This window comes from Arthrobacter psychrolactophilus (assembly GCF_003219795.1).
GTDB classification, from domain to species: Bacteria; Actinomycetota; Actinomycetes; order Actinomycetales; family Micrococcaceae; genus Specibacter; species Specibacter psychrolactophilus.
Map to the genome: position 1 here is coordinate 1 of NZ_QJVC01000027.1, position 24,817 is coordinate 24,817.

Genomic DNA, 24,817 nt, shown 5'->3' on the forward strand with positions numbered 1-24,817 from the left:
AACGGATGGCAAGAAATCACCAACACCACCCTCAACCACCAACCCCTCGAATAAAACAACCCCACCAAAACACCACCGTGTGCTGCGAGCCAGTCGTAGACTCGAGGTTGGGTCCTAGTGAACTCGTTCTTGGAGGTGGAATGCATGTCACGCATCATCCGTTTTGATCATGTTGGCGTCACGGTTCGGAATCTCACGGCTGTGACAGAGTTCTTCGTTGAACTTGGTCTGGAAGTTGAAGGGCGAACGTTCGTCGAGGGTGACTTTATCGACACGGTTATCGCCATCCCTGGCTCTCGAACAGAAATTGTCATGCTGCGAACACCCGGTGGAGGAACCGCAGTTGAGCTATCCAGCTTCGTCCGGCCGGAACCGATTCCAGGATCATCCAATGCCATGGCCAACGAACTCGGCTTGCGGAGTTTGTCCTTCGAGGTCGATGACCTTCAAGCCCACGTTGATCGATTGGTTACACAAGGCTATTCCTTGGTGGGCGGCATTGGTGAGTATGAAGGTGTCTGGAGAATGGCCTATGTGCGAGGCCCCGAGGGCATTATCGTGGCCCTCGCCGAGCGGCTCAATTGAGTGCGGCAACAGGGGACCGACGCCGTCGAACTTTATCCAGAAGGAATATCCGACACCCCCGTGTAAGTGGAGTAGTTGGCACTTCCCACAACCTGATACTTATGCAGAGCCAGGCCGCCGGGGGTGGTTTTGCTAGATAACAGTCGCAAGCCCGTGGGTGCGCTGCCTTCGGGGAAGAGCCGGCGTCCACTACCCACCACAACGGGGGCCTCTACGAGGCGGATCTCGTCGATCAGCCCGGTTGATAACAAGGACTGGGCCAGCACTGAACTCCCATGGATCTGAAGTTCACGACCCGGACGAGCCTTGAGCTCGGCCAATGCGGCAAGGATATCCCCAGAGAGGACAGTCGTGGGATGCCACGAGCCAGACGCCAGGGATTGGCTGACGACGTACTTAGGCAGGCTGTTCATGAGCGAGGTGAAGGGATCGTTCGGGTCAGTGATCTGTGGCCAATCCCGTGCAAACGCCTCATAAGTGCGGCGACCGAAGAGCAATGCGTCGGCCTGTTCGAGCCATCTGGCTGCCTCGTCGATGAAGGACTGATCCATGTGGGGAACGAACCAGCCGCCCTGCGTGAAGCCGCCGCTAATGTCCTCGTCAGGAGAGCCTGGACCCTGCGAGACGCCGTCGAGAGAAACGAACTCGGTCAATGTCAGCTTCATCTGGGTTCTCCATGGGATTTAGGCCTGGCGTTCATGATTGCGGCACAGGGGTGAAGCGGGTGATGGAATTTCCCGAGGCAAACGTCAGGTTATCCACCATGGCGAATTGGACTGGTGCGTAGCCGTGAGCGAAGGCGCGCAAACCCGAACCAACAATGACCGGATATCGCTTAATGATCAGCTCGTCGATCTCTGGCAGAAGGACGCCAGCCAGCTGTCCGCCTCCGGCAAGATAAATATCCATCACGGAGTCCTCACTTTTGAGGCTGCGAATCGTTCCGAGTGGATCGCTCTCAATGACCTGCACCGCAGGATCTGTGGACACCAAAGTACGGGAAAAGACCAGCTGTCGCAGATGAGCATAAGGACTCGTCATCCCCATTGCTAAGGCCGGTTCATAAGTCCGACGGCCCATCACCACGGTGTCAAAGCGACTCAATGAATGTTCGGACAGGCCTAGCTGCACCCGAGCGTGGTGTGGCATGAGATCGGCGTAGTCGTGAACCATGCGTTGCATATAGTCATCAGATCCATCGAAGAAGTCAACCTGATCCTCCGGGCCTGCAATGAAGCCGTCGAGGGACAGCGAAATGAAATACACCAATTTGCGCACGAGCGTGAGACCTTCCGTTGAGCGGCAGTGACTTCACGCTAGGTGGGGCAACGGTGGATCGTCAAGGGCTTCACGTGTGGAACAGGCGGTCACATTCTAGGTGTTGGGGCAATAACGTTATCTAATTACTGCATGGCTATTGATAACAGAGCCGCCGAGATCGCCGAGATGATCAAGGCGCAAGCGGCATCCATGCGGGCAGGAGACAAACTTCCGTCCGTGCGTGCACTCTCAAAGAGTTACGCTGCGAGTCCCGTGACGATTACGCAGGCACTCACGGCACTTTCCGCACTGGGGCTGGTCAGGGCAGAACCTGGTCGGGGTACTTTTGTGGCGAAACCCGAGGCGCCGAAGGAACCGGATTATGCGTGGCAGTCCTCAACGTTGGGGCGTTCCAGAGTTGAACCTGGACGGGTAGGCCGTCAGGGGAGCCACGCTGCGGACGATGTGCAACTCTCTTGGGGTTATCTCGCCCCGGAACTGCAACCCTTCGATGAGTTGCGAACCCTAGGCGTCCGGGCAGCCAAGAGCCACCGGGCCTGGACCATGGCCCCACCCATGGGGCTGCCGGAGCTACGTCGCGCCTTTGCCACGGGGCTCAATGCAGAGGTCGAGGACATGTTGATAATGCCCGGTGGCCAGCAGTCGCTCGTGTTTGCCATGCGGACACTCGCGGACCCGGGCGGCACCCTGATCACGGAAAGCCCCAGCTACCCCGGAGCGACCATCGCAGCTCAAGCAGCGGGTCTGGCGCTGGCAGCCGTCCCCTCCGACGCTCAGGGAATCATCCCAGAGTTACTCGCGGACGCCTTGAAGCGAACGAACGCGAAGTTGATCTATCTGCAGCCCTGTTATGCGAACCCGACCGGTGCGATCCTTAGTCCGGAACGTCGTGTCGAGGTCTTAGCTCTGGCGAAACGTCACGGCGCCTTCATTATTGAAGATGACTGGGCTAGGAATTTGTCCTTGGACGGCGCAGCGCCACCCCCACTCTTCACGCAAGATCCGGACGGCCATGTGGTGTCCATTGCAACGCTGTCCAAGCCTGTCGCACCAGGCCTGCGCGTCGGTGCCTTGGCCGCGCGTGGCCCAGCAGGGGAACGGTTGAGGAGCGCCCGCGTTGCCGACGACATCTGTGTCCCCCCGCTGGCGCAGGAAATTTCCCTGGGTTTGTTGACCTCTGGTGCGTGGCCGCGCCATATCAAGCGTCTTCGTTCGGGCCTCTTGGAGCGGCGCAACGCCATGCTGGCGCAAATCCATGAGTCCATGCCAGATGCCCGGGTGGCCAGTGTTCCTACCGGCGGCATTCACCTCTGGGTAAGGCTCCCTGAGGGCAGTAGCTCGACAGAGTTGACCGCGGCCGCTCAAAAGGTGGGCGTGCTCATCGGCGACGGTAAACACTACTATGTGGACGAACCATCGGCACCGCACATCCGGCTCTCCTACAGTGCGGCGTCCATCCCGCAGATTCAGGCCGGCGTGCGCCTGATCTCGACCCTCATGTAGGGCTGCGAGCGCTCTCTGGATGCTCCGACGCGATGGTTATCTCACTCCCAGTGTGATCACAGCCCCTGCATAGGCTCTCTGTTGATGATTGAAGAAGGAGTTCAATCATCAACAGAGGGGTCATCCCGCGAGAACTCACATCAGCGGAAAGAAGATCGCGGCTAGCGTCACAGCCATAGTGGCGGTGGGTAGCCTCGGGATGACCGGCGTGGCAGCGGCCGCGCTTGCCTCCACGAGCACCAGTGCTGATTCGAATACAGATTCGAGCGCAGATGCAGGCGGCGGCACATCCGTCAGCCCGGTGCAGCCAGGTACCGGTGGCATCGTCAGTGGCCGATCGGCGGGTTCTTGAGATGCCGCGGACGTGGACGGTATGGGGAGTGGAAGCCGCTCTCGATGTCACTCTTCCCGCGGTCGCCACAGCGGCCGAGCGGATTGTGCATTCCGTGACGGATGACGTCGACCGGGCCTGCAGTCGTTTCCGCAGCGACTCCGAGCTAAGCCTCCTGGGCCCGCAGCTGGCGACGGGTGCACGGCTGAGTCCTACATTGCGGACCCTTGTCGAGGCGGACCCTTGTCGAGGCGGCCCTGGATGCGGCGCGCCTGAGTAGGGGCGCCGTCGACCCTTCCCTGGGTAGTGATTTGACGGTGCTCGGCTATGACCGGGACTTCACCGAGGTGCTGCTAGCGTCGTCGAGTGGGCCCATCACCGCCAAAGTTCGACGGCGGACCTTGGCTTGGCAGGATGTCCACCTTGAGGGGGACTGGCTGAGAGTGCCGGCGCCGTTGCATTTGGACCTGGGTGCCACGGCGAAGGCTGTCGCTGCCAATCTGGCCGCTCGACGCATCGTGGAGGAGCTCGGCAGTGGGGTAATGGTCTCTCTGGGTGGTGACATTGCCACCGCTGCCACCGCTGGCACGGCGCCTCACGGTGGGTGGCAGGTGCTCGTGCAGGACCGGGATGAAAACCCTGGCCAGCAAATCTCCCTCGTGGCCGGGAAGGCCCTAGCCACCTCTAGTACGCAGAAGCGGCGCTAGGTGCAGAACGGTCGCAGCGTCCATCACATCCTTGACCCGCGCTTTGGGCTTCTTGCCGACGACGTGTGGCGTTCGGTCTCTGTTGCCGCGGATAGCTGTCTTGAGGCCAATGCCTACAGGTACGGCTGGAGTTGTCCGTGGTTTTGCGGCGATCCAGTGGTTTCGGGATCCAGGCATCGCGGGGCGCTTTGTGGATCAACGGGGACGCGTGGTGCTGACCGGGATGTGGCCGCAGGACGCGGGAGACCGCGAGCGCGCAGCGGTGGTCAACGCCGATGGATAACGTGATGTGGGCCATCGGACGGGTGAGCGGATTTGTCTCGCTGTTCCTGCTCACCAGGAATTTCTCACTCCTCTCGACGGTGTTCCTCGTCATCCATGTCGGAACGCTGCTCCTCGATTCCTATGCCCAGCTCCGTGCCATTGATCTGGTGGCGCCGTTCCTTGGTAACAACGCCGCAGCGATGGCCTCCGTACAGAGCGCTGTGGCACAACGCGCGGATGCACCAGGGATCAACGTCAGCCAGGAGGCGGATACCTTTATCTCAGGTGAGGCGAGCGCCGTCGTGCATGCCATAGGGGGAGCGAACGCCATCCCTAGGGACAAGAGTCAACGCCTCAGCGAATCGGGGCTGAAGAAGCGGCCCACCGTCGTGCTCAATGTGGAGACCCTGGCACACATAGCGCTCATTGCCCGCTTTGGCGCCTCATGGTTCAGCAGCGTGGGCGCCGATGACGAGCCGGGAATACGCCTATTGTCCATCTCGGGACTTGCACGCGCGCAAGTGCTGGAAATGGCGGCCTCCGCGACCGTGGCAGAAGTCCTTGCGGCAGCCGCCGTCGATCCTTCAGAGGTGCAAGCCATCCTCGTCGGCGGATACCACGGACGATGGATCAAGCCGCTGAACTATCGACTCGCCACCAACGGGCCCACGCTGAGCACCGTCCGTCCAGGGGCAGGGGTGATTCATCTTCTAGGGAAGGGGCAGTGTGGGCTCAAACCACGGCATCCATCGCATATTATCTCGCCCAAGAGTCCGCCAAACAATGCGGCCCCGGCGTATTCGGGCTACCTACCATGGCACAAACATTGTCCGCGCTCGCAGATGGTGGCCGTGATCCGCTGCTTCCCGCAGAGTTGGAGCGGTTGAGTGCTCTCGTTGCCGGGCGTGGCGCCTGCCATCACCCAGATGGCTTTGTGCAGCTGATTGCCAGTGCCCTCGAGACATTTTCCGATGAGGTCGCCGCTCATCTCGGCGGTCAGTGCCTCGCGGTTTCGGGGAGGCTGGCATGAGCACCTCGCTCAATATTGATTGGACGGCCTGCGAAGGGCGCGACTTGTGCTCGGAGCTCCTGCCGACACGTCTGGGCCGCGATGAGTGGGGCTACCGGCTCGCTCTCGCGCCGCAGCAGGGCGACGGCAGCAACCTCACACTGGCAAAGTCCGAGGAATCCGCCGCCCAAGACGCTGTGCGGCTGTGTCCTGTCCGGGCCCTGCGGCTCACCTCAGCAAAAATGCCATAGCTGGGCATTGCCCGTGGGCGGCACCTCGGGCGCCCACGGGGCAGAAAGGGAGTCCTAGTTGGCCCAGAACGGGTAATCGGTGTATCCGACGGGGCCCTCGGTGTAGAAGGTGGCGAAATCCGGTTCGTTCAACGGCAAACCTTGTTCCCAGCGCCGCACGAGGTCCGGATTAGCCAGCGCGGGGCGCCCAACAACCACGGCATCCGCCCATGCGGCAACAGCCATGGCATCGTCCAAGGTCGTAATGGTCTCGAAGCCTGTATTCAGCAGGACCGGACCACCGAAACCGGTGCGGAGCTTCTGAATCAGATCACCGGAGGGATTCTTGTGCAAAATACTCAGGCCAGCCAAGCCCAATGGAGCGATGCCAGCCACCAGCGCAGAGTAGGTGGCCTCGGTCACAATGGGATCCGTTTCCAGTGCTCCTTGAACATTGTGTTCGGGGGAGATCCGGAGCCACGTCTTCTCCGAGCCGATAGCGTCGGCAACGGCCTTCACTGTTTCAATGACAAAGCGGGCACGATTCTGCGCCGATCCACCATATTCATCGCTTCGCTGGTTCGAGGACGGAGCCAGGAATTCGTGCAAGAGATATCCGTTGGCGCCGTGCAGCTCCACGCCATCAAAGCCGGCCACCAGCGCATTGCGCGATGCCTGGACAAAATCCTCGATAATGCTCGGCAGCTCAGCCGCCTCCAGGGCGCGCGGCACGGGATACGGTTCCTTGCCTTCGTAGGTGCGGGTCTCGCCGTCGATCGCGATGGCACTGGGGGCAACCACCGTGCGCCCACCGGTCTTATCCGAGTGGGTGACCCTACCCGAATGCATGACCTGGGCGATGATCCGTCCGCCGTCGGCGTGGACCGCATCCGTGACGCGCCGCCATCCGGCGATATGCTCGTCCGTCACCAGACCCGGCTGGCGGACGAATGCTTGCCCGGCGAAACTGGGGTAAATACCCTCGCTCGTGATCAGCCCCATGGAGGCGCGCTGGCGGTAGTAATCCACCACGATATCCCCGGGGACACCGTCGCGACCGGAACGTGAGCGTGTCAGCGGCGCCATCACCACGCGGTTGGGTAGGTCAAGATCGCCAAGCGTGACGGGGGAAAACAAATTCACGGACTTCTCCAAAATTCGGTCAATAGGTACACCGGCGACAACGCCCAGACCGCAGAATGCTATTCCCCGCCAAGACGCGTCCCCGCTCACAGCTCTCGCCATTTCGAAAAGTCCGACGGCGGAACTCCACCTTCGCAGATGACCTCACCCGGTTCTCCACCTATCGTGAGACAGTCATCCCACCACCAAAAAGCAAGAACGTCCATATGGTGGGCAGGTATTGCAAAATGGCCGTAGACTAGCGCAGTGCAAAAACTTCAACCCGTCACCGTCTCCATCGCCAGGACCGTGCAGCCCGGATACCATCGGCAATTCGCGGCCTGGGCGCAAGCCGGCCAGGAGCTCGCCCGCGAATGGCCCGGCTACCTCGGATCGGGGTGGGTACGCACCAGCCCAGAGTCTGACGAGTGGCACGTCATGTATCGTTTCTCCACCGAGGAAACCCTGCGCGACTGGGACAATTCACATGAGCGTGCCTGGTGGATGGGCGGCGGTGACGACCTTATGGAAATCACGCGCGTGGAACATCGCACCGGCATCGAGGGCTGGTTCGATCAGCCCGGCGACGTCTCGATTTCCGTGCCCGAAACAGTGGTTCCGCCTCGCTGGAAGCAGGCCGTGAGCATCTTCCTGCCGTTCTTCCCCATGAGCCTTCTGTCCAACATGGCCCTGCGACCCCTTATACATACCTGGCCTCTGGTCCTCCAGGTGCTCCTGAGCGTCGCGATTTTGACACCCATCATGACCTACCTGATGCTGCCACTGAGCACCCGGATTCTGCGTCCGTGGTTGCAGGCACCGCGCAAGCCTCTTCGGAAAAAATCCACCGTAGCTAATCGAATGCATAACTAGACCCCGGGGAACACATCACGCAGCCCGTGGATGAACTAGGCGTTCTGCCACGCCCAATCGTGACTGCCAGGGACAGAGGGGTACTGGATATCGAATCATCGTAGCTGCGATCCCTCCGGACGTTTCATGATCGTGGTGTGGAGCTCCAATCATTCCGGTCGCAGCCTGGGAGATTGCCACAATCCACTTGCGCCGGCGCTGACAATCAGTGGTGTGATGTGCCACATAAACGCCCAACCATTTTGCGTTGTGGGCGGGTCATCGCAGTAGGCTTGGCTGCGGAAAAGCCCAGTAGGTGATAGGGAACCACCCGAAATTTGACGTCACACGAACCGCCGCAGGTAGAGCGCGTCGAACACACCAAGGCCGCCATGTAGCTTTCGTCGAATAACACAGGAATTGGCTTCTGCGACCGCCTCGCATAACCGGCACCGGCCGCTTCGCAGCACCGCCGGGACTTCAATACAATTCAACATCCAATGGACGGGCCAAGAATTTCCCATGAGCAATCCTTCTACAGAAACTCAGACTCAGCCGTCACCGCAGGGCCGTCGCATCGACACGTCCGGCGGCGGAGACCTCTCGGGACCTGCGACCAACGAACTCAAGCGTGGGCTCAACAGCCGCCATCTCCAGATGATCGCCATCGGCGGCGCTATTGGCACGGGACTCTTTGTGGCCTCCGGCGGCACCATCTCACAGGCAGGTCCGGGCGGTGCCCTAGTCGCCTATGCCCTGGTGGGTTTGATGGTCTTCCTGCTCATGCAATCTCTGGGGGAGATGTCGGCAAAGATTCCGGTCGCTGGTTCCTTCCAGACTTACGCCACCCGTTTTGTTTCACCATCCTTTGGCTTTGCCATTGGCTGGAACTACTGGTTCAACTGGGCCATCACCGTGGCCGCAGAGCTGGTCGCCGCCGGCATCATCATGGACTTCTGGTTCCCGGGGGTACCCGGGTGGGTTTGGGCCGGTGGGTTCCTGGTCCTGCTCACGGGAATCAATGCACTCTCGGCCAAGGCGTTCGGGGAGAGCGAGTTCTGGCTGTCATTGATTAAGGTTGTGGCCGTGATCCTGTTCCTAGCGGCCGGCGTACTAATGATCTTGGGCATTCTGGGTCATGGTTCCGCGGGCATGAGTCACTGGCAGAACCGCGAGGACGTGTTCCACGGCGGATGGGTGTCCATCATTTCCGTCTTCATGATTGCCGGATTCTCCTTTCAGGGCACCGAGCTCGTCGGTGTCGCCGCCGGCGAGGCCAAGAATCCTCGCAAGGAGGTACCGCGCGCCATCCGATCGGTCTTCTGGCGCATCATGATCTTCTACATTGGCGCCATTTTCGTCATCGGCTGCCTAATTCCGTTCACCGATCCAAGCTTGCTGGCGTCGGGTGAGGCCGACATTGCAGCTTCACCGTTCACCTTGGTCTTTGAACGTGCCGGCATTGCCTTCGCTGCCGCCTTGATGAACGCGGTCATTCTTACGGCCATCCTCTCTGCCGGCAACTCCGGGCTCTACGCTTCCACCCGCATGCTCTATGCCATGGCACACGACGGAAAGGCCCCCAAGATCTTTGGCCGCACCAATTCGCGCGGCGTGCCCCTGGCCGCATTACTGGCCACTGCCACTGTCGGGCTCTTTGGGTTCCTAAGCGCGATCGTCGGCCAAGGCGCTGCCTATTCATGGCTGCTCAATGTCTCGGGCCTGTGCGGATTCATTGTGTGGGCCGGCATTGCGGTCTCTCACTACCGCTTCAGGAAGGGTTTCTTGGCTCAGGGCAACAAAGCCAGCGATCTGCCGTACCGCGCAGCTTTCTTCCCGATCGGACCCATTCTGGCGTTCGCTGTGCTCATTGTGGTTATCGCGGGGCAAAACTACGAAGCGGTCCTTGCCGGTCGCGGCATGGAAGTTCTCTCGTCCTACATTGGCATACCGATTTTCCTTGGCTTGTGGATCGTGCACCGCATCGTCACGAAGTCCAAGGTTGTTTCGCTGTCAGAGATGGATCTGACCGGCCCCGACGACATCGACCTCGCGGCCGCTGAGAGGTCCTGACTCGCTGGTGCTGCGATTCATTGCTCTGGACTACACCGGCGAATTCAGATTTTGACCATCTGGGTGTGACTCCCGGGGATTGCCTATATGAGGCCCACGCTTGACTTAGGTTATGCTTACCTAGTTCATTTTCTTAGCACACACTCCTGTTGCGTAATTCTCATAAGGATGCCTCATGCGCTTTGCGCGTCCCTTTGCTCTGGCTGCCGTAGCACTCTCGGTGACACTGACAACCGGCTGTGGCGCAGCCACGGCCCCCACGGGCGCTCCAAACGCCAACAACGACGGCAGAATCGTGGTTGCCAATTTTCGGGCCCCGGTATCTAACTGGGCATTGGAAACAGATGACGCCTACATCCTCTCGATTGCAGGATGCTTGGAGACCATGACCCGCTACGATCAGACTCAACAGAAGGTCGTTCCGATGCTCTCCGAATCCTGGGAGCAGACAGCGGCAAAACAATGGGACTTTAAGCTCCGTGCGGGCGTCAAGTTCCAAGACGGCACTCCGATGGACGCGAAGGCTGTAGCTGGCTCCCTCAATCACGTTCTTGGTGCCACCGCACCTGCACGTGCTTTTAACTCGAAGTTCATCGACGCCGTCAAGGAAATCGACGCTACAACCGTTCGCGTCACCACAGTCAATGAAGACCCGCTCCTTCCTTACCGAGTTGCCAGCGTTAACACCGGTATTTTGTCCCCTGCGTCATACACCGACAAGGGCATCGACCCGTTCGGTCACTGCACCGGACCTTTCGAACCAGTCTCGGAGAAGCCCAGCCAGTCGCTGACAGTGGACCGCAACTCGGAATATTGGGGCGGGAAGGTCGCCTTGGCCGGTGGCGAGATTCGATTCATTGCCGAGGGAGCCACCCGTGCTACTCAGGTGCAGACCGGCGAGGCCGACATCTCTATGTCGATCCCTGCCGCCAGTCTCGATGCACTGGATACAGACAAGTCCCTGAGCCTTGAGAAGACCGACTCACCTCGCACAGCGACGCTCTATATGAACAACTCAAGGGCGCCCTTCAATAACGTTGAGCTGCGCCGCGCTGCCCAGCTGTCATTGGACTTGAACGCCATCTCCTCCAGCGTCTACGAAGGAGCGGCGGCCCCAGCCACCGGCCCGTTCGCGCCAAGTGAACCTTGGGCCAACAAGGAATTGGCGGTTCCGCAACAGGACCTCGAAAAGGCCAGGAAGCTGGTTGCCGAGTCGGGCTACAAGGCCGGCAAACCCTTGGAGGTCATCGCGATCGTTGAGCGAGCCGAGTTCGCCGACGTGGCCGCCATTATTCAGGCCAACTTCGCCGAAGCCGGTTTGGAGGTTTCAGTAGTCACGAAGGAGTACGGAGCGGTGGAACCGGACCTCCTGGCCGGCAACTACGACATGGTACTCAGCCAACGCAATCGCATGATCGATATTGCCAATCCCATTGGTTTCCTCCAGGCCGACTACACGTGTGAAGGAAGCTACAACCTGAGCCACTATTGCAATGTCTCTTACGACAAACTGGTGCAGCAAGCAGGTTCAGAAACAGATGAGAAGCTACGTAACGAGCTGTACCGCAAGGCTGGCGACATCCTCACAGAGGACGCGGCCAACGTCTGGGTCGTGAACGAACAAGCCATTGACGGGGTCCGAAACGAAGTACAGGGCTATGTCCAGGATCCGCTGACTCGATACATCCTGACAGCAACCCTCTCCAAGTCCAGCTAGGGTTTCCGGCACATGAGTACGCTCATCGCGCGGCGCTTCTTGGGACTTGTTGCCATCGCGCTGCTGTCTTCGTTCGTGGTATTCCTGATACCCTTTATCACCCCCGGAGATCCCGTGCGCAAGCTCCTCCGGGCCCGTATGGATGTGGGTCCGGCTGACGCGGCGGCGGTGCAAGCGTATGCCCAACAATTTGGGCTGGACGCACCGCTGTGGCGCCAGTTCCTATCGTGGGTCACCCGGTTCCTGACCGGTGATATGGGGATTTCCTACACGAGCCTGACCCCGGTCTTCGACCAAGTGATGCCCGCAACCGCGATTACGTTGACGCTTGCCGGTGGCGCGATGGTTGTTGCCGTACTGATCTCTCTGGCTCTCGGTCTGGTGTGTGCCGTGTCGACCGGCCGCTGGCCAGATCGGGTCATTACAAGTTTCACACACGCCCTGGTTTCGATTCCCGAATACGCTATCGCGCCGTTATTGGTGGTGATCTTTGCCTTGAAACTGGCTCTTCTGCCATCGGCGGGCTGGGCTGGCCCGGCATCGTGGGTGCTACCAATTGTAGTTCTGGCCCTTCGCCCCATTAGTTTCTTCACCGTCGCAGTGAGATCCGGCATGCTAGATGCCCTGGCCAAGGAGCACATCGTGGCCGCCCGAGCCCGCGGCCTAGGGGAGAGACGAACCGTGCTTACCCACGTGATTCCGCACGGCTTGTTGCCACTGTGGACCATGATGGGCGTATGGTTCGCTGGGCTGCTCGGTGGGTCCGTCATCGTCGAAGTCATCTTTGCCATCCCGGGCATGGGCAGGCTCGTGTACGAAGCAGTCCTCAACGCCGACATTCCCGTTGCCCAAGGAGGTGTCGTGGTCGTCGTTGTGCTGGCCGTTGTGGTGACTACACTCGTGGACTTAGGGCATGTGGCCTTCGATCCGACGGTGCGTTCAAGGATTCGGCATGCGTAGGAGTCATGCGCGTCGGTGCAATCTCGAGCTGTGGCCGCCACTGCTGTTCATCACGTTGGCCACGTTATCTGTGGTCTTACTCCCGATCCTCGTCCCGATGGATCCAGACGCCCAGAGCCTCGCCAACAGGCTCGAGGGCCCATCGCTAGCCAAGCCATTCGGCACCGATCATCTAGGACGAGACATCTTCAGCCGAATCGTGTACGGAGGCAGATTCTCCCTGGCGATTGCAGCCATCGCCACCATTGCGACATCCACCATTGGCGTGTGCTTAGGTCTGCTCAGCGCGATGAAGCGCGGCTGGATCGATGAGTTCCTGACCCGCACCAACGACATGCTGCTCGCCTTGCCGGAAATCGTTGTCGCCCTCTTGGTCATTGCGATCATGGGCCCGGGCTTCGCCTCAATGATCGTGGCGGTGACCATCATGGGATGGACGCCGACCGCCCGACTGGTCCGTTCACTGAGTTTTGAGATTCTTTCTAAGGACTATGTCGAAGTGGCCAGACACTTGGGGTGCAGCAAATGGTTCATTATCCGACACCACGTGATTCCGGGACTAGCCAGCCCCGTGATGGCGCAAACCGCATTGCGCTTTGGGCTACTGCTGGTCGGCCTTGGGGCCTTGTCCTACCTCGGAGTTGGCGTCCAGCCGCCGCAGTCCGATTGGGGATCCATGCTGGCCGACGCGCAACCCTACGCCGCCAGAGCGCCTTGGGGACTACTTGCCCCGGGCGCCGCCATTTTCATCGTGACACTGTCCATCACGCTCCTGGGTAACGCGATCACGCACCGCACAGGGCGCAGGGACTTGCTCTTGATTGAAGCCAATTCACCCGACAAGAAGGCGTCGCATGTCCAATAAGGGACTCAAAATCGCGTCATTGACTGTTCACATGGTATCGGGAGAAATGATTCTTGACGACGTGAACCTGGCGGTGGCTCCGGGGGAACTAGTGGCGGTGGTTGGCCGCTCCGGTTCTGGCAAGACCATGGTGACCCGGGCCATTCTTGGGCTGCTGCCACGCGGCCTGAACGCCACCGGGTCCATCCACCTGGACGGGAGGGACTTGACTGCGCTGAATGACCGCGAGATGGATTCCGTGCGCGGTGCACGGATCGGCATGCTGTTTCAGCAGCCCAAGCGTGTCCTGAATCCACGGATGTCGGTAGGGAACCAAGTGCGTGAGGGACTGCGTGCCAGGGGACGCTCAAATCGCACGCACGAATCTTCCGAGGTTCGGCGGCTGCTGGCCGAGGTAGGACTGAAGGATCCCGCTCGCGTGGCCAAGCTGCGTTCCGAGCAACTGTCCGGGGGCATGGCCCAACGGGTCATGATGGCCATCGCCATCGCCGCCAGTCCAAGCATCCTACTGGCCGATGAACCGACGTCGTCCCTAGACAGCATCCTCAAAGCCCAGACACTTCAGCTGATCCGCCAAGAACAACGGGCGAGGGGACTGGGCGTGCTCTTAATTACCCATGACCTCGGTAGCGTTAGTCAGATCGCGGACCGTGTCGTGGTGCTCGACGGTGGACGTGTCATCGAGGAAGGAGCCACCGAGTCCCTGCTTGCTGCTCCGATCCACCCGATCACCCGCGAACTCATCGCCGCCTCCACCCCTACGGCGGCGGCTGGCAAACCCTTCGAAGGTGAAGTCTTGGCACGCTTGCAAAACGTCGGCCGTACTTTCTCGCCGCGCCGTAACCCAACCATCGCCCTGAGCAACGTGGACCTGGTCATCAGGCGGGGCGAAGTTCTGGGAGTGTTGGGGCATTCCGGGTCAGGAAAGAGCACGTTCGCACGTCTGCTGGCACGCATGGACCGCCCCGATTCCGGCACCGTGACCCTCAGCGCGGACGCTGCGACGCCGACAGCCACCCAGATCATCCTTCAGGAGCCGTTCGCGTCGTTTGACCCGAGCCTCATCTTGAGGGAAAGCTTACGGGCACCGTTGCACCGCTCGGACAGAGACTCTGCCGATGCACTGGTGGATGCCGCAGTCAACGATGTCGGTCTGGATCCGCAGCTGCTGGAACGGATGCCATCAGGTTGTTCGGGTGGACAACTCCAACGCCTCGCGATCGCCCGGGCACTCCTTGTGAATCCCCTCATGCTGATCTGTGACGAGTCCACCTCGGCACTAGACACCGTAGCTCAACGGCACATCCTCGATCTGTTGCTGCGTTTGCGTGAAGAACGCGGGATTACCCTCGTGGTGATTTCCCACGACATCGAGGTCATTCGCTATGTCAGTAACACCGTTGCAGTCTTTTACGACACGGAACTCGTCGAGCATGCCCCGGCTGATGTTTTCTTCAGCTCAGCGCGCCACAAACACAGCCGCGATCTCATTGGCGCAGCCGGCTAGGAGCTCGATCAGGACCGTCGGCCTTGGACAGGCAGTGGTTAGGCGCGCTTTTGAGCCCCGGAAATCCTCGCTGTGCTCGCGGCTCCGGTAAGTCTAGGGATGGCAATGTATAGGACCATCATGATCCGTGGCTGCATCACCGACCGATTCCAGAAGAATGATGACCGCGTAATCCTCTCAAGCCTCGTCCATGTCCTCCAACGTCAACACGTGCTATCACCAAGTGGGTCAAAATAGGCACTTCACGGCGGGATGGCGGATTTGCCAGCACGTTTCCGGTTGATGCCTGGTTCATCCAGAGAATCACTTTTGTCGTGGAGGAAGCCATCCGTGTGGCTCTGATCCAGACTTGGGAGCATAACGCATGGACAACCACCACGAATGTCTGTGCCAACGACAAAACGCGGGCTCGGTCATCGTATTTTCTTCGATGACCGAGCCCGCGTTTTCGGGTTCAGGAACGGTTAGTGAACTGCTACCGAACCCTTGGCGGGACTCTTATGGGTGTCGGAGGAAGACTCCTTGCCCATGAAGGCCGCGATGACCATGATGCCCAGGGACACGCAGGCCGCCACCATGAATCCGCTGCTGAAGCCACTGGTCTGGGCGGCGATCTGGTCCTTGCCAGTCGCGGCGGCAGCCACCGTTCCGGCGGACATGACGCCCACAAGAAGAGCCGTACCCGCGGCGCCACCTAGCTGCTGGAGGGTGGAGAGCACGGCAGAACCGTGCGAGTGCAGCGAATGCGGCAGCGGGTTCAGGCCGGCTGTGAAGGCAGGCGTGAAGATGAACGCCAGGGCGATCGACATGAGCAGGTGCAGGCCAATGATCATCGGCAATGGCGTGTGCGCATCAAGCTGGGTGTAGCTGAACAAGATGACAGAGAGCAGCGCGCCGCCCGGAATAAGCAACGGTCGCGGACCGACCTTGTCGAAGAGCTTGCCGACCCATGGGGCCAACAGACCCATGAGCAAACCGCCGGGAAGCATGAGCAGACCGGTGACGAGCACGTCGAGCCCGCGCACATTCTGTAGGTACATGGGCAGCAAGATAATGACACCGAACAACGCCACCATGGCCATCACCATCAGGGCCAGCGCCAGCGTGAACTGGCGGTGCAGGAATGGGCGCATGTCCAGCAGTGCGGCATCCTTACGCTGCAATCGCAGCTGCAGAACCACGAAGCATGCCAGGAACACGAGCGAAACACCCAGGGCAATCACGGCGATCAGGTGTGTCTGGGCATCGGGGGAGCCAATTCCGCTCAGACCGTAGACCAGACCACCGAAGGCGGGGATCGAGAGCAAGACAGAGGGAACGGAGAGCTTACTCGGGGCGTGCTTCCTGTCGCCGGGCAACAGTCGTGCACCCAGAATCAAGGCAATCACGGCGATGGGCAAGACAAACAAGAACATGAAGCGCCACGACAGGGAGTGCAGGATCAACCCGGACAGGGTGGGCCCAATGGCCGGCGCCACGGAGATCACGATGGACACATTGCCCATCACGGCGCCACGACGGTTGGAGGGCACCAGATCCAGGATGGTCGTCATGAGCAGCGGCATCATGATGGCCGTACCGGAGGCCTGCACCACGCGTGCAGCCAAAAGGATCTCAAAGCCCGGAGCTATCCCGGCCAGCAAGGTTCCGGCAGCGAAGAGGCTCATCGCCAAGATAAAGACGGTACGAATCGGGAAGCGCGTCAGCAGGTAGCCCGTGGCGGGGATTACCACTGACATTGTGAGCATAAAGGCCGTTGCCAACCACTGAATGGCCGACGGTGAGACCTGGAATTCTTCCATGAGACGCGGCAGAGCCACGTTCATGATGGTTTCGTTCAAGATGACAACGAACGCTGAAACCAACAGCACCGTAATGGTGGTGCGGTCCCGAGCCGAGAGCCTGTCTGGGGCGTCAAGCGGGGAAAGAGACATAGTGGATCCTGAAGCTTGAGGATGAAAATAACGTGGGTTGCCGGGACTGAGTACGCAAGGGCCGGCGCCCATGAAAGCCGAAGTCACCAGAGTAAGCGCCGTGGCCGTTCCATCTATTCCCAGTTTTCCCTCAGGAATCAGGATAAAGTTCGACGGCGCCCAGCCTGAACTTGCGCTTCATAGAGTCGCCGACAGTTTTAGTGTCCGAGACGGGTCAGGAACGGAACTACTTGAGAGAGCAGGAAGAATATCGGCGGAGCCAGAAACAGTCATCGCCTAGCGGCTTTGAGTCGAGTTGGTGCCGGCTCCCAAACCAGCGCTAATCACACGACGTTGGCGAGGACCATGGCCAAGCCAACCGTCAGAATGGGTGAGAAGGTTCCTCCAAACGCAGCGCCTTCCTGCAAGGAGGATACGTCCGCGGAGAGGGCCAAGCCAAGGAGGAGAAAAAATCCAGATACCACGCCATAACTGAGAAAGAGCAGTGTGACCACGACGGACTGTCCTACAAAGTTCCCGGTTTTGTCTTGAGCGGTGCAGAGGTAGGAAAAGGCAGGCAATGACACGAGAAAGGCTACGGTTCCCCAGAGTCCGCTGAATGCCTCGGTGCCCCGGAAGGATCCGCCAAGAGTCTGGCCGGTAGTTGACCAGACCCACACGAGGTAGATGATCAAGAGCGCCATGAAGGTGATGGCCCGTAGCGTTCCCACTCCATAGCGGATGATCTGGGATGCGAGTGATGTGCGGGTTAGGTCAGAGGCTTTCACTCCGACCGTCCCAAGAAGTTTCCTCGCCAGTTATAGTTCCTTCACTTTTCATCGTTCAAGCCTGCCGCGGAGCATAGTCTTTAGCGTCCTACTGTGGGATGATTCGTCGTAGCGGAGGGCCTAACACTGCGAGGTTTCTACGCTCAGCGGTCCAGCTGAGTGCTCAGCAGGGAGCAGCAACCCCGCTGAGCCACTATGTGATGGGAGAAGCATGAAAAATCGCATGATCTTCATCGATCAGCTTATCGATTTGGACGGACGGTGGACTCATGTCGTCATGCTGGAAATAACACCAGAATCTACACTTCTTCACCTGAGGCGGGAAGTAAAACATCCCTTCGGAGTAGCCCACGATACGCCGAACTCTACCCTTGCCTTGATGTCCGATTTTCCATCGGTGGTGTTGCGCGATGAGTCTCGAGAGTTGTCAGTGACCGGGGCTCAGGGTGGTGGCAGTGGTATGCACGATCAAATTGTTTTGGCTTACGATTCGCAGGTCCGCGGAGACGTCGCTGTTCTTAATAGCCTAGGTGCCGAGCTCCTCACTGTGAAGTTATAATGACGGCACGGCAAGTGATTCTGACGAAGGTTGCTCCACAGTGTCGGCCGTCAGCGGGGTGGCCCGTCGGGCAATAGCTGCAATGCCGAGGGCCGAAACTAGAAAGATGACGGCGAGCCGTCGTCGACAGAACTGGGTGTTCGTTTCGGGGTGAGCACCTCGGCCGTCAATCAGCATCTGCGAGCTCTCCTGGCTGTCGGCCTGGTGACCTCCACGCGTTATGGGCACAGCATGTTGTATCTGCGCAGCCAGCTCGGATCGGCCTTACTGGGGGCACCGCAGCCGCTTTAGAAGGCGAAGCCGTCCGGCGCGCAGTGGGGTCTACGCATCAGGCTGCGCAATAATATGGGGGTAATCCCGGGGTCGAAACCGGGGGTTTCCCCCATAGTGCCCAGTCTCCACCATCCGTAGCGTTGAACTCATGAGAAACCAAGCGTTGCAAGGTGATTTAAGATGACTGAGTTTCTGCTTGGTGCGGCCGAACAGCCCTGGATCTACGCGGCCGTAGTGCTCGTCTGTCTGATTGACGGCTTCTTCCCGCCGGTTCCCAGCGAGGCCCTCGTTGTAGGAATGGCGGCACTGGCCGCCACCCATGGGGGACATGGCCTGTGGCTGCTATTGCTGGCCGGGGTGCTCGGAGCCTTCCTTGGTGACAACGTCGCCTATAGCCTTGGCCGGCGCATGGGAACAACACGTTTTAGGTGGATGCGGCGCCCACTGATGCAGCGCTCCTTTACAAGGGCACGCCGTGGCCTTGAGAGCAGGGCCGTGTCCATGATCCTGGTCGCCAGATTTCTCCCCGGGGCCCGGGTGGCCGTCAATCTAACGGCAGGTGCCACCGGGTTTTCGAGGAAGAGGTTTGTTGCCATTTCAGCCCTCTCGGCCACACTTTGGGCTGGCTATTGCGTTGGCATTGGCGCCCTTGCCGGCGCGTGGCTCGCCGAGAATCCGCTTGTGGGTCTTGTTGTGGCCGTGGTTGCAGCCGGGACCATCGGAGGCATCGTCGATATTATTGCCAGAAAGTTGAGCCCCCTTTCAGTCCGCACCCGCAAAACACTCCCGTTCGAGGGTGCAGAACCGAATTTCGGGTCGGCTCGTGAAGGGGTCGGTGCCACAAACTTGTAGCGGTTTCATTAGCTGTTCAAAACCTCGCGGACCAAAAAACCCCGCCCGGTTCAGGTGAGCCTGCTATTGATATTTCGGTATACCTAAACTAGCATCGTGGCATGCCAATCTTCCATGCGACGCCGATGAAGCCGCTACGCCGGAGCACCCTTGCCTGCCTCATCGTTCTTGCCCTGTCCCTCACCGCCTGCGGATCAGAGGCAAACTCTGCCGGATCTGCAGCGAATGACGATAGGCCGGTAGTGCTGACCACCTTTACAGTCTTGGCTGACATCGCCCAGAACGTCGCAGGGGATAAGTTACGCGTCGAATCCATTACCAAGCCCGGCGCAGAAATCCACGGCTATGAACCAACCCCCGGGGACATCCGCAAGGCGGGCAAAGCTGATCTGATCCTCGATAACGGCATGCATCTGGAGGCCTGGTTCGCCAAGTTCGTTCAGGACTTAGACGCTCCGCATTCCGTCATGACGGAGGGTGTGGAGCCCATCAACATTGCCGAGGATGCTTACAAGGACATGCCTAATCCGCACGCTTGGATGTCACCGGCCAATGTACAGATTTACGTTGACAATATGATGAAAGCCTTCACCAAGCTGGACCCGGCCAATGCCGCCACCTATGAAAGCAATGGGGCTGCCTATAAGGCATCCCTTCAAGAAGTGCAGGACGAACTCGTCGCCAAACTCTCCGTCCTACCTCAGAGCCAACGCGCGCTGGTCAGCTGTGAGGGTGCCTTTTCCTATTTGGCCCGCGATGCGGGGCTGACCGAGAAGTACATTTGGGCAGTCAATGCCGAACAGCAGGCCACGCCTCAACAGATCGCCAGCGCCATTGAGTTTGTTCGGGACAATCAGGTGCCGGCCGTATTCTGTGAATCCACCGTTTCACCGGCTCCCATGGAACAGGTCGTCGAAGCTACGGATGCCGTGTTCGGCGGGACTCTCTATGTTGACTCGCTCTCCGAGGTCGATGGGCCCGTACCCACCTATCTTGAGCTGATCCGGCATGACTCCAAGGTCATTACCGACGCCCTGACAGGAGCTCTAGCGACAGGAGCTGCTCCGTGAACACAGCCATCGACGTCAACGCGGTAACCGTCCACTACGGGGATGTGCTGGCCTTGGACGCGGCGACCCTGAGAGTTGAAAAGGGGCGCATCTGCGGTCTCGTCGGCATGAACGGCTCGGGAAAGTCCACGCTCTTCAAGGCCATCATGGGCCTTGTGAAGCCCGACGCCGGAACCGTCACCATAGCGGGCGACACCCCCACCAAGGCCCGACGGTCCGGTGCCGTCAGCTATGTGCCACAAAGCGAGGATGTTGACTGGCAATTTCCCTTGTCAGTCCAGGACGTGGTCATGATGGGCCGCTACGGACACATGGGCATGGCGCGGCGCCCACGAAAGGCCGACAAGCTGGCCGTTGCCGACGCCTTGGAACGCGTGGAACTTTCTGAGCATGCGCAGCGGCAGATTGGTCAGCTTTCCGGCGGCCAGAAGAAGCGCACCTTCGTAGCCCGGGGCATCGCCCAGGGTGCCACCACCTTGTTATTGGATGAACCGTTTGCGGGTGTGGATAAGCGCTCGGAGGCCACGATCTGTGCACTGTTGAAACAGATGGCAAGTGACGGGGCAACGATCCTGGTTTCCACCCATGACCTTCACGCCTTGCCGGACTTGGCCGATGAAGCCGCCTTGCTCATGCAGCGGGTCTTGATGCACGGTACGCCACAGGAAGTCTTGCGTCCCGAAAACCTGGCACTGGCCTTTGGCTTGGACGTCATCAATCGAAGCGAGGACGCCCTGTGAGCATTTTTGAATTCCTCTTGGAACCGTTCGACTACGTTTTTATGCAGCGCGCACTGGCCGTGACGGTGGTGGCTTCCGTGGTGTGCGCCGTGCTGTCCTGTTGGCTGGTGCTCATTGGTTGGTCCCTCATGGGCGACGCAGTCTCTCATGCCGTCTTGCCTGGCGTTGCTCTGGCCTACATTGTCGGGGCGCCGTTCGCCGTCGGCGCGGTGCTGTTCGGTTTTCTGGCGGTGGCCTTGATTGGCGCCGTGCGCGGTACCAGCCGGGTCAAGGAGGACGCCGCCATCGGTATCGTCTTCACGACGCTCTTTGCCCTCGGACTCGTACTGATCTCCGTCACGCCGAGCCAGACCGATCTCTCACACATTATTTTCGGTAATCTGCTGGGACTGAGCCAAGGCGATCTCCTTCAGGTCATCGTGCTCGGTGCCATCACCTTCGCCATCCTCGTCTTCAAGCGGCACGACTTCACGCTGTACGCGTTTGATCCAACCCACGCCCATGCCATCGGGCTGAACCCTCGGCTTCTCGGGGCGTTCCTGCTGGGGTTGCTGGCCCTGACATCAGTAGTGGCCCTGCAGGCCGTTGGGGTCGTCTTGGTGGTGGCCATGTTGATCATTCCGGGAGCGACGGCTTATCTGCTGACCGACCGATTCAGCCACATGCTGGTTCTAGCCCCTGCTATTTCGGTGGCGTGCGCCATCGTGGGGCTTTATATCAGCTACTACCTTGACGCTGCTTCCGGTGGCATGGTGGTGCTGACCCAAGGTGCGGCGTTCACGCTGGTTTACCTATTCAGCCCGCGCCACGGACTGATCGTTGCCCGCCACAATGCAGCACGCCGCCGGAAGCTAGCTACCGCCTGATCACTGCAGCTACCTCAGGGCGAGCCTCGTTTGGGTTTGCGCCGCACCGCCGTCGGTCTTGAGCATGCGCAGCAGCTGATCTAAGGCTTTGGTCGTGGGGACCACGACATGCAGGATGTAGTCGTAAGGCCCTGTGACATGGACAGCGTCACGCACCGGCGGTGTCGTCTTTGCCCAAGTTAGAAACGTGGCGGAGTCTGCATCTGCACTGAGCCGGATGTCGATGAACGCTTCCAAATTTGGCCCTGGCCCGGTCACGTCCTCGGCGAGAATCGCCCGATAACCCAGGATGACGCCGTCGTCCTCCATCCGCCGGACGCGGGCCGACGCGGCATTGGTGCTCAGGCCAATCCGGCGACCCAGGTCACTGAAGGATATCCGCGCTTCTTGGCCCAGAATCTTGAGAATAGTGCTGTCCATGGTGTCCATACTGCGATTCTAACCGTCAAACCACAATATTCTCGGTCCTGGCGAGTTGGTGAAGACACCATGGAGGCATGGAAATATATGTGGCGCTCGGAGCCGGACTCTTGGCAGGGGTGGGATTGGCCGCACCCCTGGGGGCCATAGGCATTCTTTTAGTTCGCGAAGGCATGGCATGGGGATTCAGGGAAGCTTCACCCGCTGCAGCTGCCGTGGCAACAATGGATGCCATCTACTGCATTCTCGCCGTCGCCTTGGGGCTCGCGGTGGCACCCATTGTCGCCTCATGGGGAGACTGGCCTGGACTTATTGGTGGGCTTGTCCTCGTGCTGCTCGGCGGAGTCGGAGTATTCAAGGCGAACAACGCCAGATCCTTCTCGGAGGACGAATCCACGGTGCAGCCACGCGGGCGGGCTGGACGATTCATGCTCTTCGCGGGGTTAACTGCCATTAACCCGGCGACGCTTCTTTACTTTGTCGCCCTGCTGACAGGGTTCGGGCGTTCGCTGGGTTCGTTCACCGGCACCGCCGCCTTCGTGGCGGGTGTGGCCCTGGCATCTCTGATGTGGCAGCTGGGCTTGGTGTTCGTTGGACAACTATTTCGGGGCAGGATCACCGTCGCAGCCCAGCATCGCCTCAGCACCGCGGGTTTCTCCTTGGTGATCGTGCTGGGCCTTGCGGCCCTCGCGTCCAGCCTGAGCTATTAGTCATCTCCATCGCGGAAGTCCTGCGGCAGCTCAGAGGAAAGCCGGACACCCATTCCAGGGTGTCCGGCTTTCCTCTGACGCACCATTACCGGTGCTTAGCTCTGCCGTGGTGTCAGTTGCCCGCGTTGCCGTTGGCAGGAGACGATTTAGCCACGGTGGCGAAGCCGAGCAGCGATCCTGTCTCACCTTGCACGGTCACGTTGTAGTCGCCGGGGGTAACGCCATTCGCCACGTTCAAGGGCGCGGTGCCGAGCTCGTTGCTGCGCACCCACTCAAAACGGTTGGCATTCCCACGAGCCTTCCCAACTCTTTCTACAGCGACGAGCAACCACTCATTGGCCGGCAGGTTCTTCAGCGTCAGGTACGCGCCGCCGGTGAACTCTCCCGCAGGAAGAGCTAGGTCAAGGGGGGAGACCTCCGGCAATGACGAGGTGTCGGGCAGTACTGGGATCGTTTCTGGGGCAGCCGAGGCTGTTGTCCAGTTGATGCCGGTGGTCTTGAAATGCGTCAGGCCTTCAAGGGCCATACGACCACCGAGGGCTCCGACTCGTTGGTTGAAATCAGCATATTTGCGGCTGGCCTGCGGGGACCAGCCGAGCTCTGCCGTGGCCAGTGCCCGAGGGTACTGGTAGCTTTCGGTCTGATCCATACCGCGGATCCACTCGCCCCACTGGACAGTTTCCACGCCGAGCACTCGATCATCGCCCACACCTGGCAGGTAGTTGGCCGGATCCCATTCGTAGTGGTTTTTCAAGGTGCAGGGGCCACCGCAGGCCCAGGTTCCGCCGGCTGTTTGGCTGGACTCTTGCTTCTGCGGAATATAGGTCTTCTCGGCAGGGGAGAGAATGACCTTCGAGTCATTCGCGAGAACTCGGTTAGCAACGGTTTGGCGGTTGCCAGCCCAGTATTGAACCACTGCTCCTGCGGGCAGGGCGGCTGAGGAATACTCGTTCCAGCCAATGACCTTCTTATCTACCTCGAGCACCTGCCCGGCAAATGCGGTGATCATCTTGTTGTACTTGTCGTGGGGTGTCACATGCGATTCATCCCCGCCAACGTGCAGGTATGGCCCGGGGGTCATGGCGGCGAGCTGCGTCAAGACCTCTTTGGTGAACTCATAGGTTGCGGGGTTATCCGCGTCGAACGTCGACCCGCCCACGTTGCCAGATCCCTGGGCCGGGGCAGTGTCGGTGCCCGAAAGTGGTTTGGGTGCAGAACCTGCAGAGTTTAGCTGCGGAATGGCGTGGAGCGCGGCTGTGGTGTGCCCCGGCATGTCAATCTCAGGAACCACTGCCATGCCGTTCTCTCCGGCATAACGGACGATTTCCTGATAGTCAGCCTTGGTGTAGAAACCAGTGTGTCCAAGTTCTGTGCCTTGGAGAACTCCGGCATCGTTATAGGTCATGGCCGTCTTGCCAGAAATCTCGGTCAGGTCTGTGTACTTGATCCCTGAGGGATTGACCAGTGGTTGATCCATGGCGATGCGCCATCCTTGATCATCCGTCAGATGCAGGTGCAGCATGTTGAACTTGAACTGCGCTGCGTTGTCGATGTGCTCCTTCATCTCATCCACCGTGTAGAAAGAACGGGCCACGTCGATCTGGATGCCACGGTACTCAT

At 59.8% G+C, this 24,817-nt stretch carries 24 protein-coding genes and 3 pseudogenes; 20 read left to right on the plus strand and 7 right to left on the minus strand.

Translation table 11 applies throughout. The features are described from left to right. The first annotated feature begins 144 nt into the window (after positions 1 to 144). Positions 145 to 585, plus strand: a complete 441-nt coding sequence (locus CVS30_RS16640; protein WP_110486676.1) for a VOC family protein — start codon at positions 145 to 147, stop codon at positions 583 to 585. Positions 586 to 617: 32 nt separating this feature from the next. On the opposite strand, the gene CVS30_RS16645 is transcribed toward CVS30_RS16640, so the two are convergent. Both CVS30_RS16645 and CVS30_RS16650 read right to left on the minus strand, forming a co-directional pair. Beyond that, on the minus strand, positions 618 to 1,250 hold the full coding sequence (locus CVS30_RS16645; RefSeq protein WP_110486677.1) for a dihydrofolate reductase family protein: 633 nt from the start codon (positions 1,248 to 1,250) through the stop codon (positions 618 to 620). 31 nt (positions 1,251 to 1,281) lie between these two features. Further along, entirely contained in the window at positions 1,282 to 1,863 is a 582-nt protein-coding gene (locus CVS30_RS16650; protein WP_110486678.1) for a dihydrofolate reductase family protein, read from the minus strand. Positions 1,864 to 1,995: 132 nt separating this feature from the next. Here CVS30_RS16650 and CVS30_RS16655 point away from each other — a divergent pair, with 132 nt between their 5' ends. From CVS30_RS16655 to CVS30_RS16685, 6 genes and pseudogenes are all read left to right on the plus strand, one after another. Then, on the plus strand, positions 1,996 to 3,369 hold the full coding sequence (locus CVS30_RS16655; RefSeq protein WP_110486679.1) for an aminotransferase-like domain-containing protein: 1,374 nt from the start codon (positions 1,996 to 1,998) through the stop codon (positions 3,367 to 3,369). A gap of 558 nt (positions 3,370 to 3,927) precedes the next feature. Further along, a complete protein-coding gene (locus CVS30_RS16665) occupies positions 3,928 to 4,407 on the plus strand; it encodes an FAD:protein FMN transferase (protein ID WP_110486680.1) in 480 nt (159 codons plus the stop codon). Positions 4,408 to 4,516: 109 nt separating this feature from the next. After that, positions 4,517 to 4,690, plus strand: coding sequence for a hypothetical protein (locus CVS30_RS18050; RefSeq protein WP_181419843.1), 174 nt, complete (start codon positions 4,517 to 4,519; stop codon positions 4,688 to 4,690). Between the two features lie 4 nt (positions 4,691 to 4,694). After that, positions 4,695 to 5,081 (plus strand): annotated as a pseudogene (locus tag CVS30_RS18605) (hypothetical protein); the annotation flags it as partial. 215 nt (positions 5,082 to 5,296) lie between these two features. Then, positions 5,297 to 5,701 (plus strand): NADH-ubiquinone oxidoreductase-F iron-sulfur binding region domain-containing protein, encoded by a 405-nt coding sequence (locus CVS30_RS18610; RefSeq protein WP_110486682.1) that lies wholly within the window; start codon positions 5,297 to 5,299, stop codon positions 5,699 to 5,701. Next, positions 5,698 to 5,931, plus strand: a complete 234-nt coding sequence (locus tag CVS30_RS16685) for a ferredoxin (protein ID WP_110486683.1) — start codon at positions 5,698 to 5,700, stop codon at positions 5,929 to 5,931. The genes CVS30_RS18610 and CVS30_RS16685 overlap by 4 nt, the downstream gene beginning before the upstream one ends. A gap of 54 nt (positions 5,932 to 5,985) precedes the next feature. Here the strand turns inward: CVS30_RS16685 and CVS30_RS16690 are convergent, their stop codons facing one another. After that, the gene (locus CVS30_RS16690) at positions 5,986 to 7,053 is read right to left on the minus strand and encodes an alkene reductase (protein ID WP_181419845.1); all 1,068 of its coding nucleotides are present in this window, start codon (positions 7,051 to 7,053) and stop codon (positions 5,986 to 5,988) included. 246 nt (positions 7,054 to 7,299) lie between these two features. Here CVS30_RS16690 and CVS30_RS16695 point away from each other — a divergent pair, with 246 nt between their 5' ends. The 6 genes from CVS30_RS16695 to CVS30_RS16720 all read left to right on the plus strand — a co-directional run bounded on the left by CVS30_RS16695 (position 7,300) and on the right by CVS30_RS16720 (position 15,006). Continuing rightward, positions 7,300 to 7,905: an antibiotic biosynthesis monooxygenase gene (locus CVS30_RS16695; protein WP_110486685.1), complete on the plus strand. Its 606-nt coding sequence runs from the start codon at positions 7,300 to 7,302 to the stop codon at positions 7,903 to 7,905. Positions 7,906 to 8,406: 501 nt separating this feature from the next. Next, positions 8,407 to 9,957, plus strand: coding sequence for an amino acid permease (locus CVS30_RS16700; RefSeq protein ID WP_110486686.1), 1,551 nt, complete (start codon positions 8,407 to 8,409; stop codon positions 9,955 to 9,957). A gap of 175 nt (positions 9,958 to 10,132) precedes the next feature. Beyond that, positions 10,133 to 11,674 (plus strand): ABC transporter substrate-binding protein, encoded by a 1,542-nt coding sequence (locus CVS30_RS16705; RefSeq protein ID WP_110486687.1) that lies wholly within the window; start codon positions 10,133 to 10,135, stop codon positions 11,672 to 11,674. A gap of 12 nt (positions 11,675 to 11,686) precedes the next feature. After that, positions 11,687 to 12,634 carry an ABC transporter permease gene (locus tag CVS30_RS16710; protein ID WP_110486688.1) on the plus strand — a complete coding sequence of 316 codons (948 nt, stop codon included), beginning with the start codon at positions 11,687 to 11,689 and terminating at the stop codon, positions 12,632 to 12,634. Continuing rightward, on the plus strand, positions 12,627 to 13,499 hold the full coding sequence (locus CVS30_RS16715) for an ABC transporter permease (protein ID WP_181419846.1): 873 nt from the start codon (positions 12,627 to 12,629) through the stop codon (positions 13,497 to 13,499). Before CVS30_RS16710 ends, CVS30_RS16715 begins: the two co-directional genes overlap by 8 nt. Before the next feature lie 19 nt (positions 13,500 to 13,518). Continuing rightward, complete coding sequence (locus CVS30_RS16720) at positions 13,519 to 15,006, plus strand: ATP-binding cassette domain-containing protein (RefSeq protein WP_181419847.1); 1,488 nt, start codon at positions 13,519 to 13,521, stop codon at positions 15,004 to 15,006. Between the two features lie 464 nt (positions 15,007 to 15,470). Here CVS30_RS16720 and CVS30_RS16725 read toward each other — a convergent pair whose 3' ends face one another. Together CVS30_RS16725 and CVS30_RS16730 are read right to left on the minus strand one after the other, a co-directional pair. Next, on the minus strand, positions 15,471 to 16,940 hold the full coding sequence (locus CVS30_RS16725; protein ID WP_245934661.1) for an MDR family MFS transporter: 1,470 nt from the start codon (positions 16,938 to 16,940) through the stop codon (positions 15,471 to 15,473). Positions 16,941 to 17,263: 323 nt separating this feature from the next. Further along, a complete protein-coding gene (locus CVS30_RS16730; protein WP_110486690.1) occupies positions 17,264 to 17,707 on the minus strand; it encodes a hypothetical protein in 444 nt (147 codons plus the stop codon). Positions 17,708 to 17,918: 211 nt separating this feature from the next. Here CVS30_RS16730 and CVS30_RS16735 point away from each other — a divergent pair, with 211 nt between their 5' ends. The 6 genes and pseudogenes from CVS30_RS16735 (at position 17,919) to CVS30_RS16760 (ending at position 22,067) form a co-directional block, all read left to right on the plus strand. Next, positions 17,919 to 18,266, plus strand: coding sequence for a hypothetical protein (locus CVS30_RS16735; RefSeq protein WP_146233438.1), 348 nt, complete (start codon positions 17,919 to 17,921; stop codon positions 18,264 to 18,266). A 123-nt stretch (positions 18,267 to 18,389) separates the two neighbouring features. Then, positions 18,390 to 18,557 (plus strand): annotated as a pseudogene (locus tag CVS30_RS16740) (ArsR family transcriptional regulator); the annotation flags it as partial. Positions 18,558 to 18,719: 162 nt separating this feature from the next. Beyond that, positions 18,720 to 19,391, plus strand: a complete 672-nt coding sequence (locus CVS30_RS16745) for a DedA family protein (protein WP_110486692.1) — start codon at positions 18,720 to 18,722, stop codon at positions 19,389 to 19,391. 101 nt (positions 19,392 to 19,492) lie between these two features. Further along, positions 19,493 to 20,461 (plus strand): metal ABC transporter substrate-binding protein, encoded by a 969-nt coding sequence (locus CVS30_RS16750; protein WP_281268092.1) that lies wholly within the window; start codon positions 19,493 to 19,495, stop codon positions 20,459 to 20,461. Continuing rightward, positions 20,458 to 21,201, plus strand: a complete 744-nt coding sequence (locus CVS30_RS16755; protein ID WP_110486693.1) for a metal ABC transporter ATP-binding protein — start codon at positions 20,458 to 20,460, stop codon at positions 21,199 to 21,201. The genes CVS30_RS16750 and CVS30_RS16755 overlap by 4 nt, the downstream gene beginning before the upstream one ends. Positions 21,202 to 21,242: 41 nt before the next feature. Continuing rightward, positions 21,243 to 22,067 carry a metal ABC transporter permease gene (locus CVS30_RS16760; protein WP_220033948.1) on the plus strand — a complete coding sequence of 275 codons (825 nt, stop codon included), beginning with the start codon at positions 21,243 to 21,245 and terminating at the stop codon, positions 22,065 to 22,067. Positions 22,068 to 22,076: 9 nt separating this feature from the next. Here the strand turns inward: CVS30_RS16760 and CVS30_RS16765 are convergent, their stop codons facing one another. After that, positions 22,077 to 22,496 carry an Lrp/AsnC family transcriptional regulator gene (locus CVS30_RS16765; RefSeq protein ID WP_110486695.1) on the minus strand — a complete coding sequence of 140 codons (420 nt, stop codon included), beginning with the start codon at positions 22,494 to 22,496 and terminating at the stop codon, positions 22,077 to 22,079. Positions 22,497 to 22,564: 68 nt separating this feature from the next. Between CVS30_RS16765 and CVS30_RS16770 the strand changes: the two genes are divergently transcribed. After that, the gene (locus CVS30_RS16770) at positions 22,565 to 23,197 is read left to right on the plus strand and encodes a LysE family transporter (RefSeq protein WP_110486696.1); all 633 of its coding nucleotides are present in this window, start codon (positions 22,565 to 22,567) and stop codon (positions 23,195 to 23,197) included. 112 nt (positions 23,198 to 23,309) lie between these two features. Here CVS30_RS16770 and CVS30_RS16775 read toward each other — a convergent pair. Further along, positions 23,310 to 24,806: pseudogene (locus CVS30_RS16775) on the minus strand (family 20 glycosylhydrolase); the annotation flags it as partial. Between the last annotated feature and the right edge of the window lie 11 nt (positions 24,807 to 24,817).

Coding starts and splice junctions, on each gene's coding strand:
- CVS30_RS16745 (WP_110486692.1), top strand. CDS start 18,720: ATGACTGAGTTTCTGCTTGGTGCGGCCGAACAGCCCTGGATCTACGCG.
- CVS30_RS16725 (WP_245934661.1), bottom strand. CDS start 16,940: ATGTCTCTTTCCCCGCTTGACGCCCCAGACAGGCTCTCGGCTCGGGAC.
- CVS30_RS16685 (WP_110486683.1), top strand. CDS start 5,698: ATGAGCACCTCGCTCAATATTGATTGGACGGCCTGCGAAGGGCGCGAC.
- CVS30_RS16710 (WP_110486688.1), top strand. CDS start 11,687: ATGAGTACGCTCATCGCGCGGCGCTTCTTGGGACTTGTTGCCATCGCG.
- CVS30_RS16735 (WP_146233438.1), top strand. CDS start 17,919: ATGAAAAATCGCATGATCTTCATCGATCAGCTTATCGATTTGGACGGA.
- CVS30_RS16765 (WP_110486695.1), bottom strand. CDS start 22,496: ATGGACACCATGGACAGCACTATTCTCAAGATTCTGGGCCAAGAAGCG.
- CVS30_RS18050 (WP_181419843.1), top strand. CDS start 4,517: ATGCCTACAGGTACGGCTGGAGTTGTCCGTGGTTTTGCGGCGATCCAG.
- CVS30_RS16715 (WP_181419846.1), top strand. CDS start 12,627: ATGCGTAGGAGTCATGCGCGTCGGTGCAATCTCGAGCTGTGGCCGCCA.
- CVS30_RS16645 (WP_110486677.1), bottom strand. CDS start 1,250: ATGAAGCTGACATTGACCGAGTTCGTTTCTCTCGACGGCGTCTCGCAG.
- CVS30_RS16760 (WP_220033948.1), top strand. CDS start 21,243: ATGCAGCGCGCACTGGCCGTGACGGTGGTGGCTTCCGTGGTGTGCGCC.
- CVS30_RS16640 (WP_110486676.1), top strand. CDS start 145: ATGTCACGCATCATCCGTTTTGATCATGTTGGCGTCACGGTTCGGAAT.
- CVS30_RS16705 (WP_110486687.1), top strand. CDS start 10,133: ATGCGCTTTGCGCGTCCCTTTGCTCTGGCTGCCGTAGCACTCTCGGTG.
- CVS30_RS16750 (WP_281268092.1), top strand. CDS start 19,493: ATGCCAATCTTCCATGCGACGCCGATGAAGCCGCTACGCCGGAGCACC.
- CVS30_RS16655 (WP_110486679.1), top strand. CDS start 1,996: ATGGCTATTGATAACAGAGCCGCCGAGATCGCCGAGATGATCAAGGCG.
- CVS30_RS18610 (WP_110486682.1), top strand. CDS start 5,297: ATGGATCAAGCCGCTGAACTATCGACTCGCCACCAACGGGCCCACGCT.
- CVS30_RS16770 (WP_110486696.1), top strand. CDS start 22,565: ATGGAAATATATGTGGCGCTCGGAGCCGGACTCTTGGCAGGGGTGGGA.
- CVS30_RS16700 (WP_110486686.1), top strand. CDS start 8,407: ATGAGCAATCCTTCTACAGAAACTCAGACTCAGCCGTCACCGCAGGGC.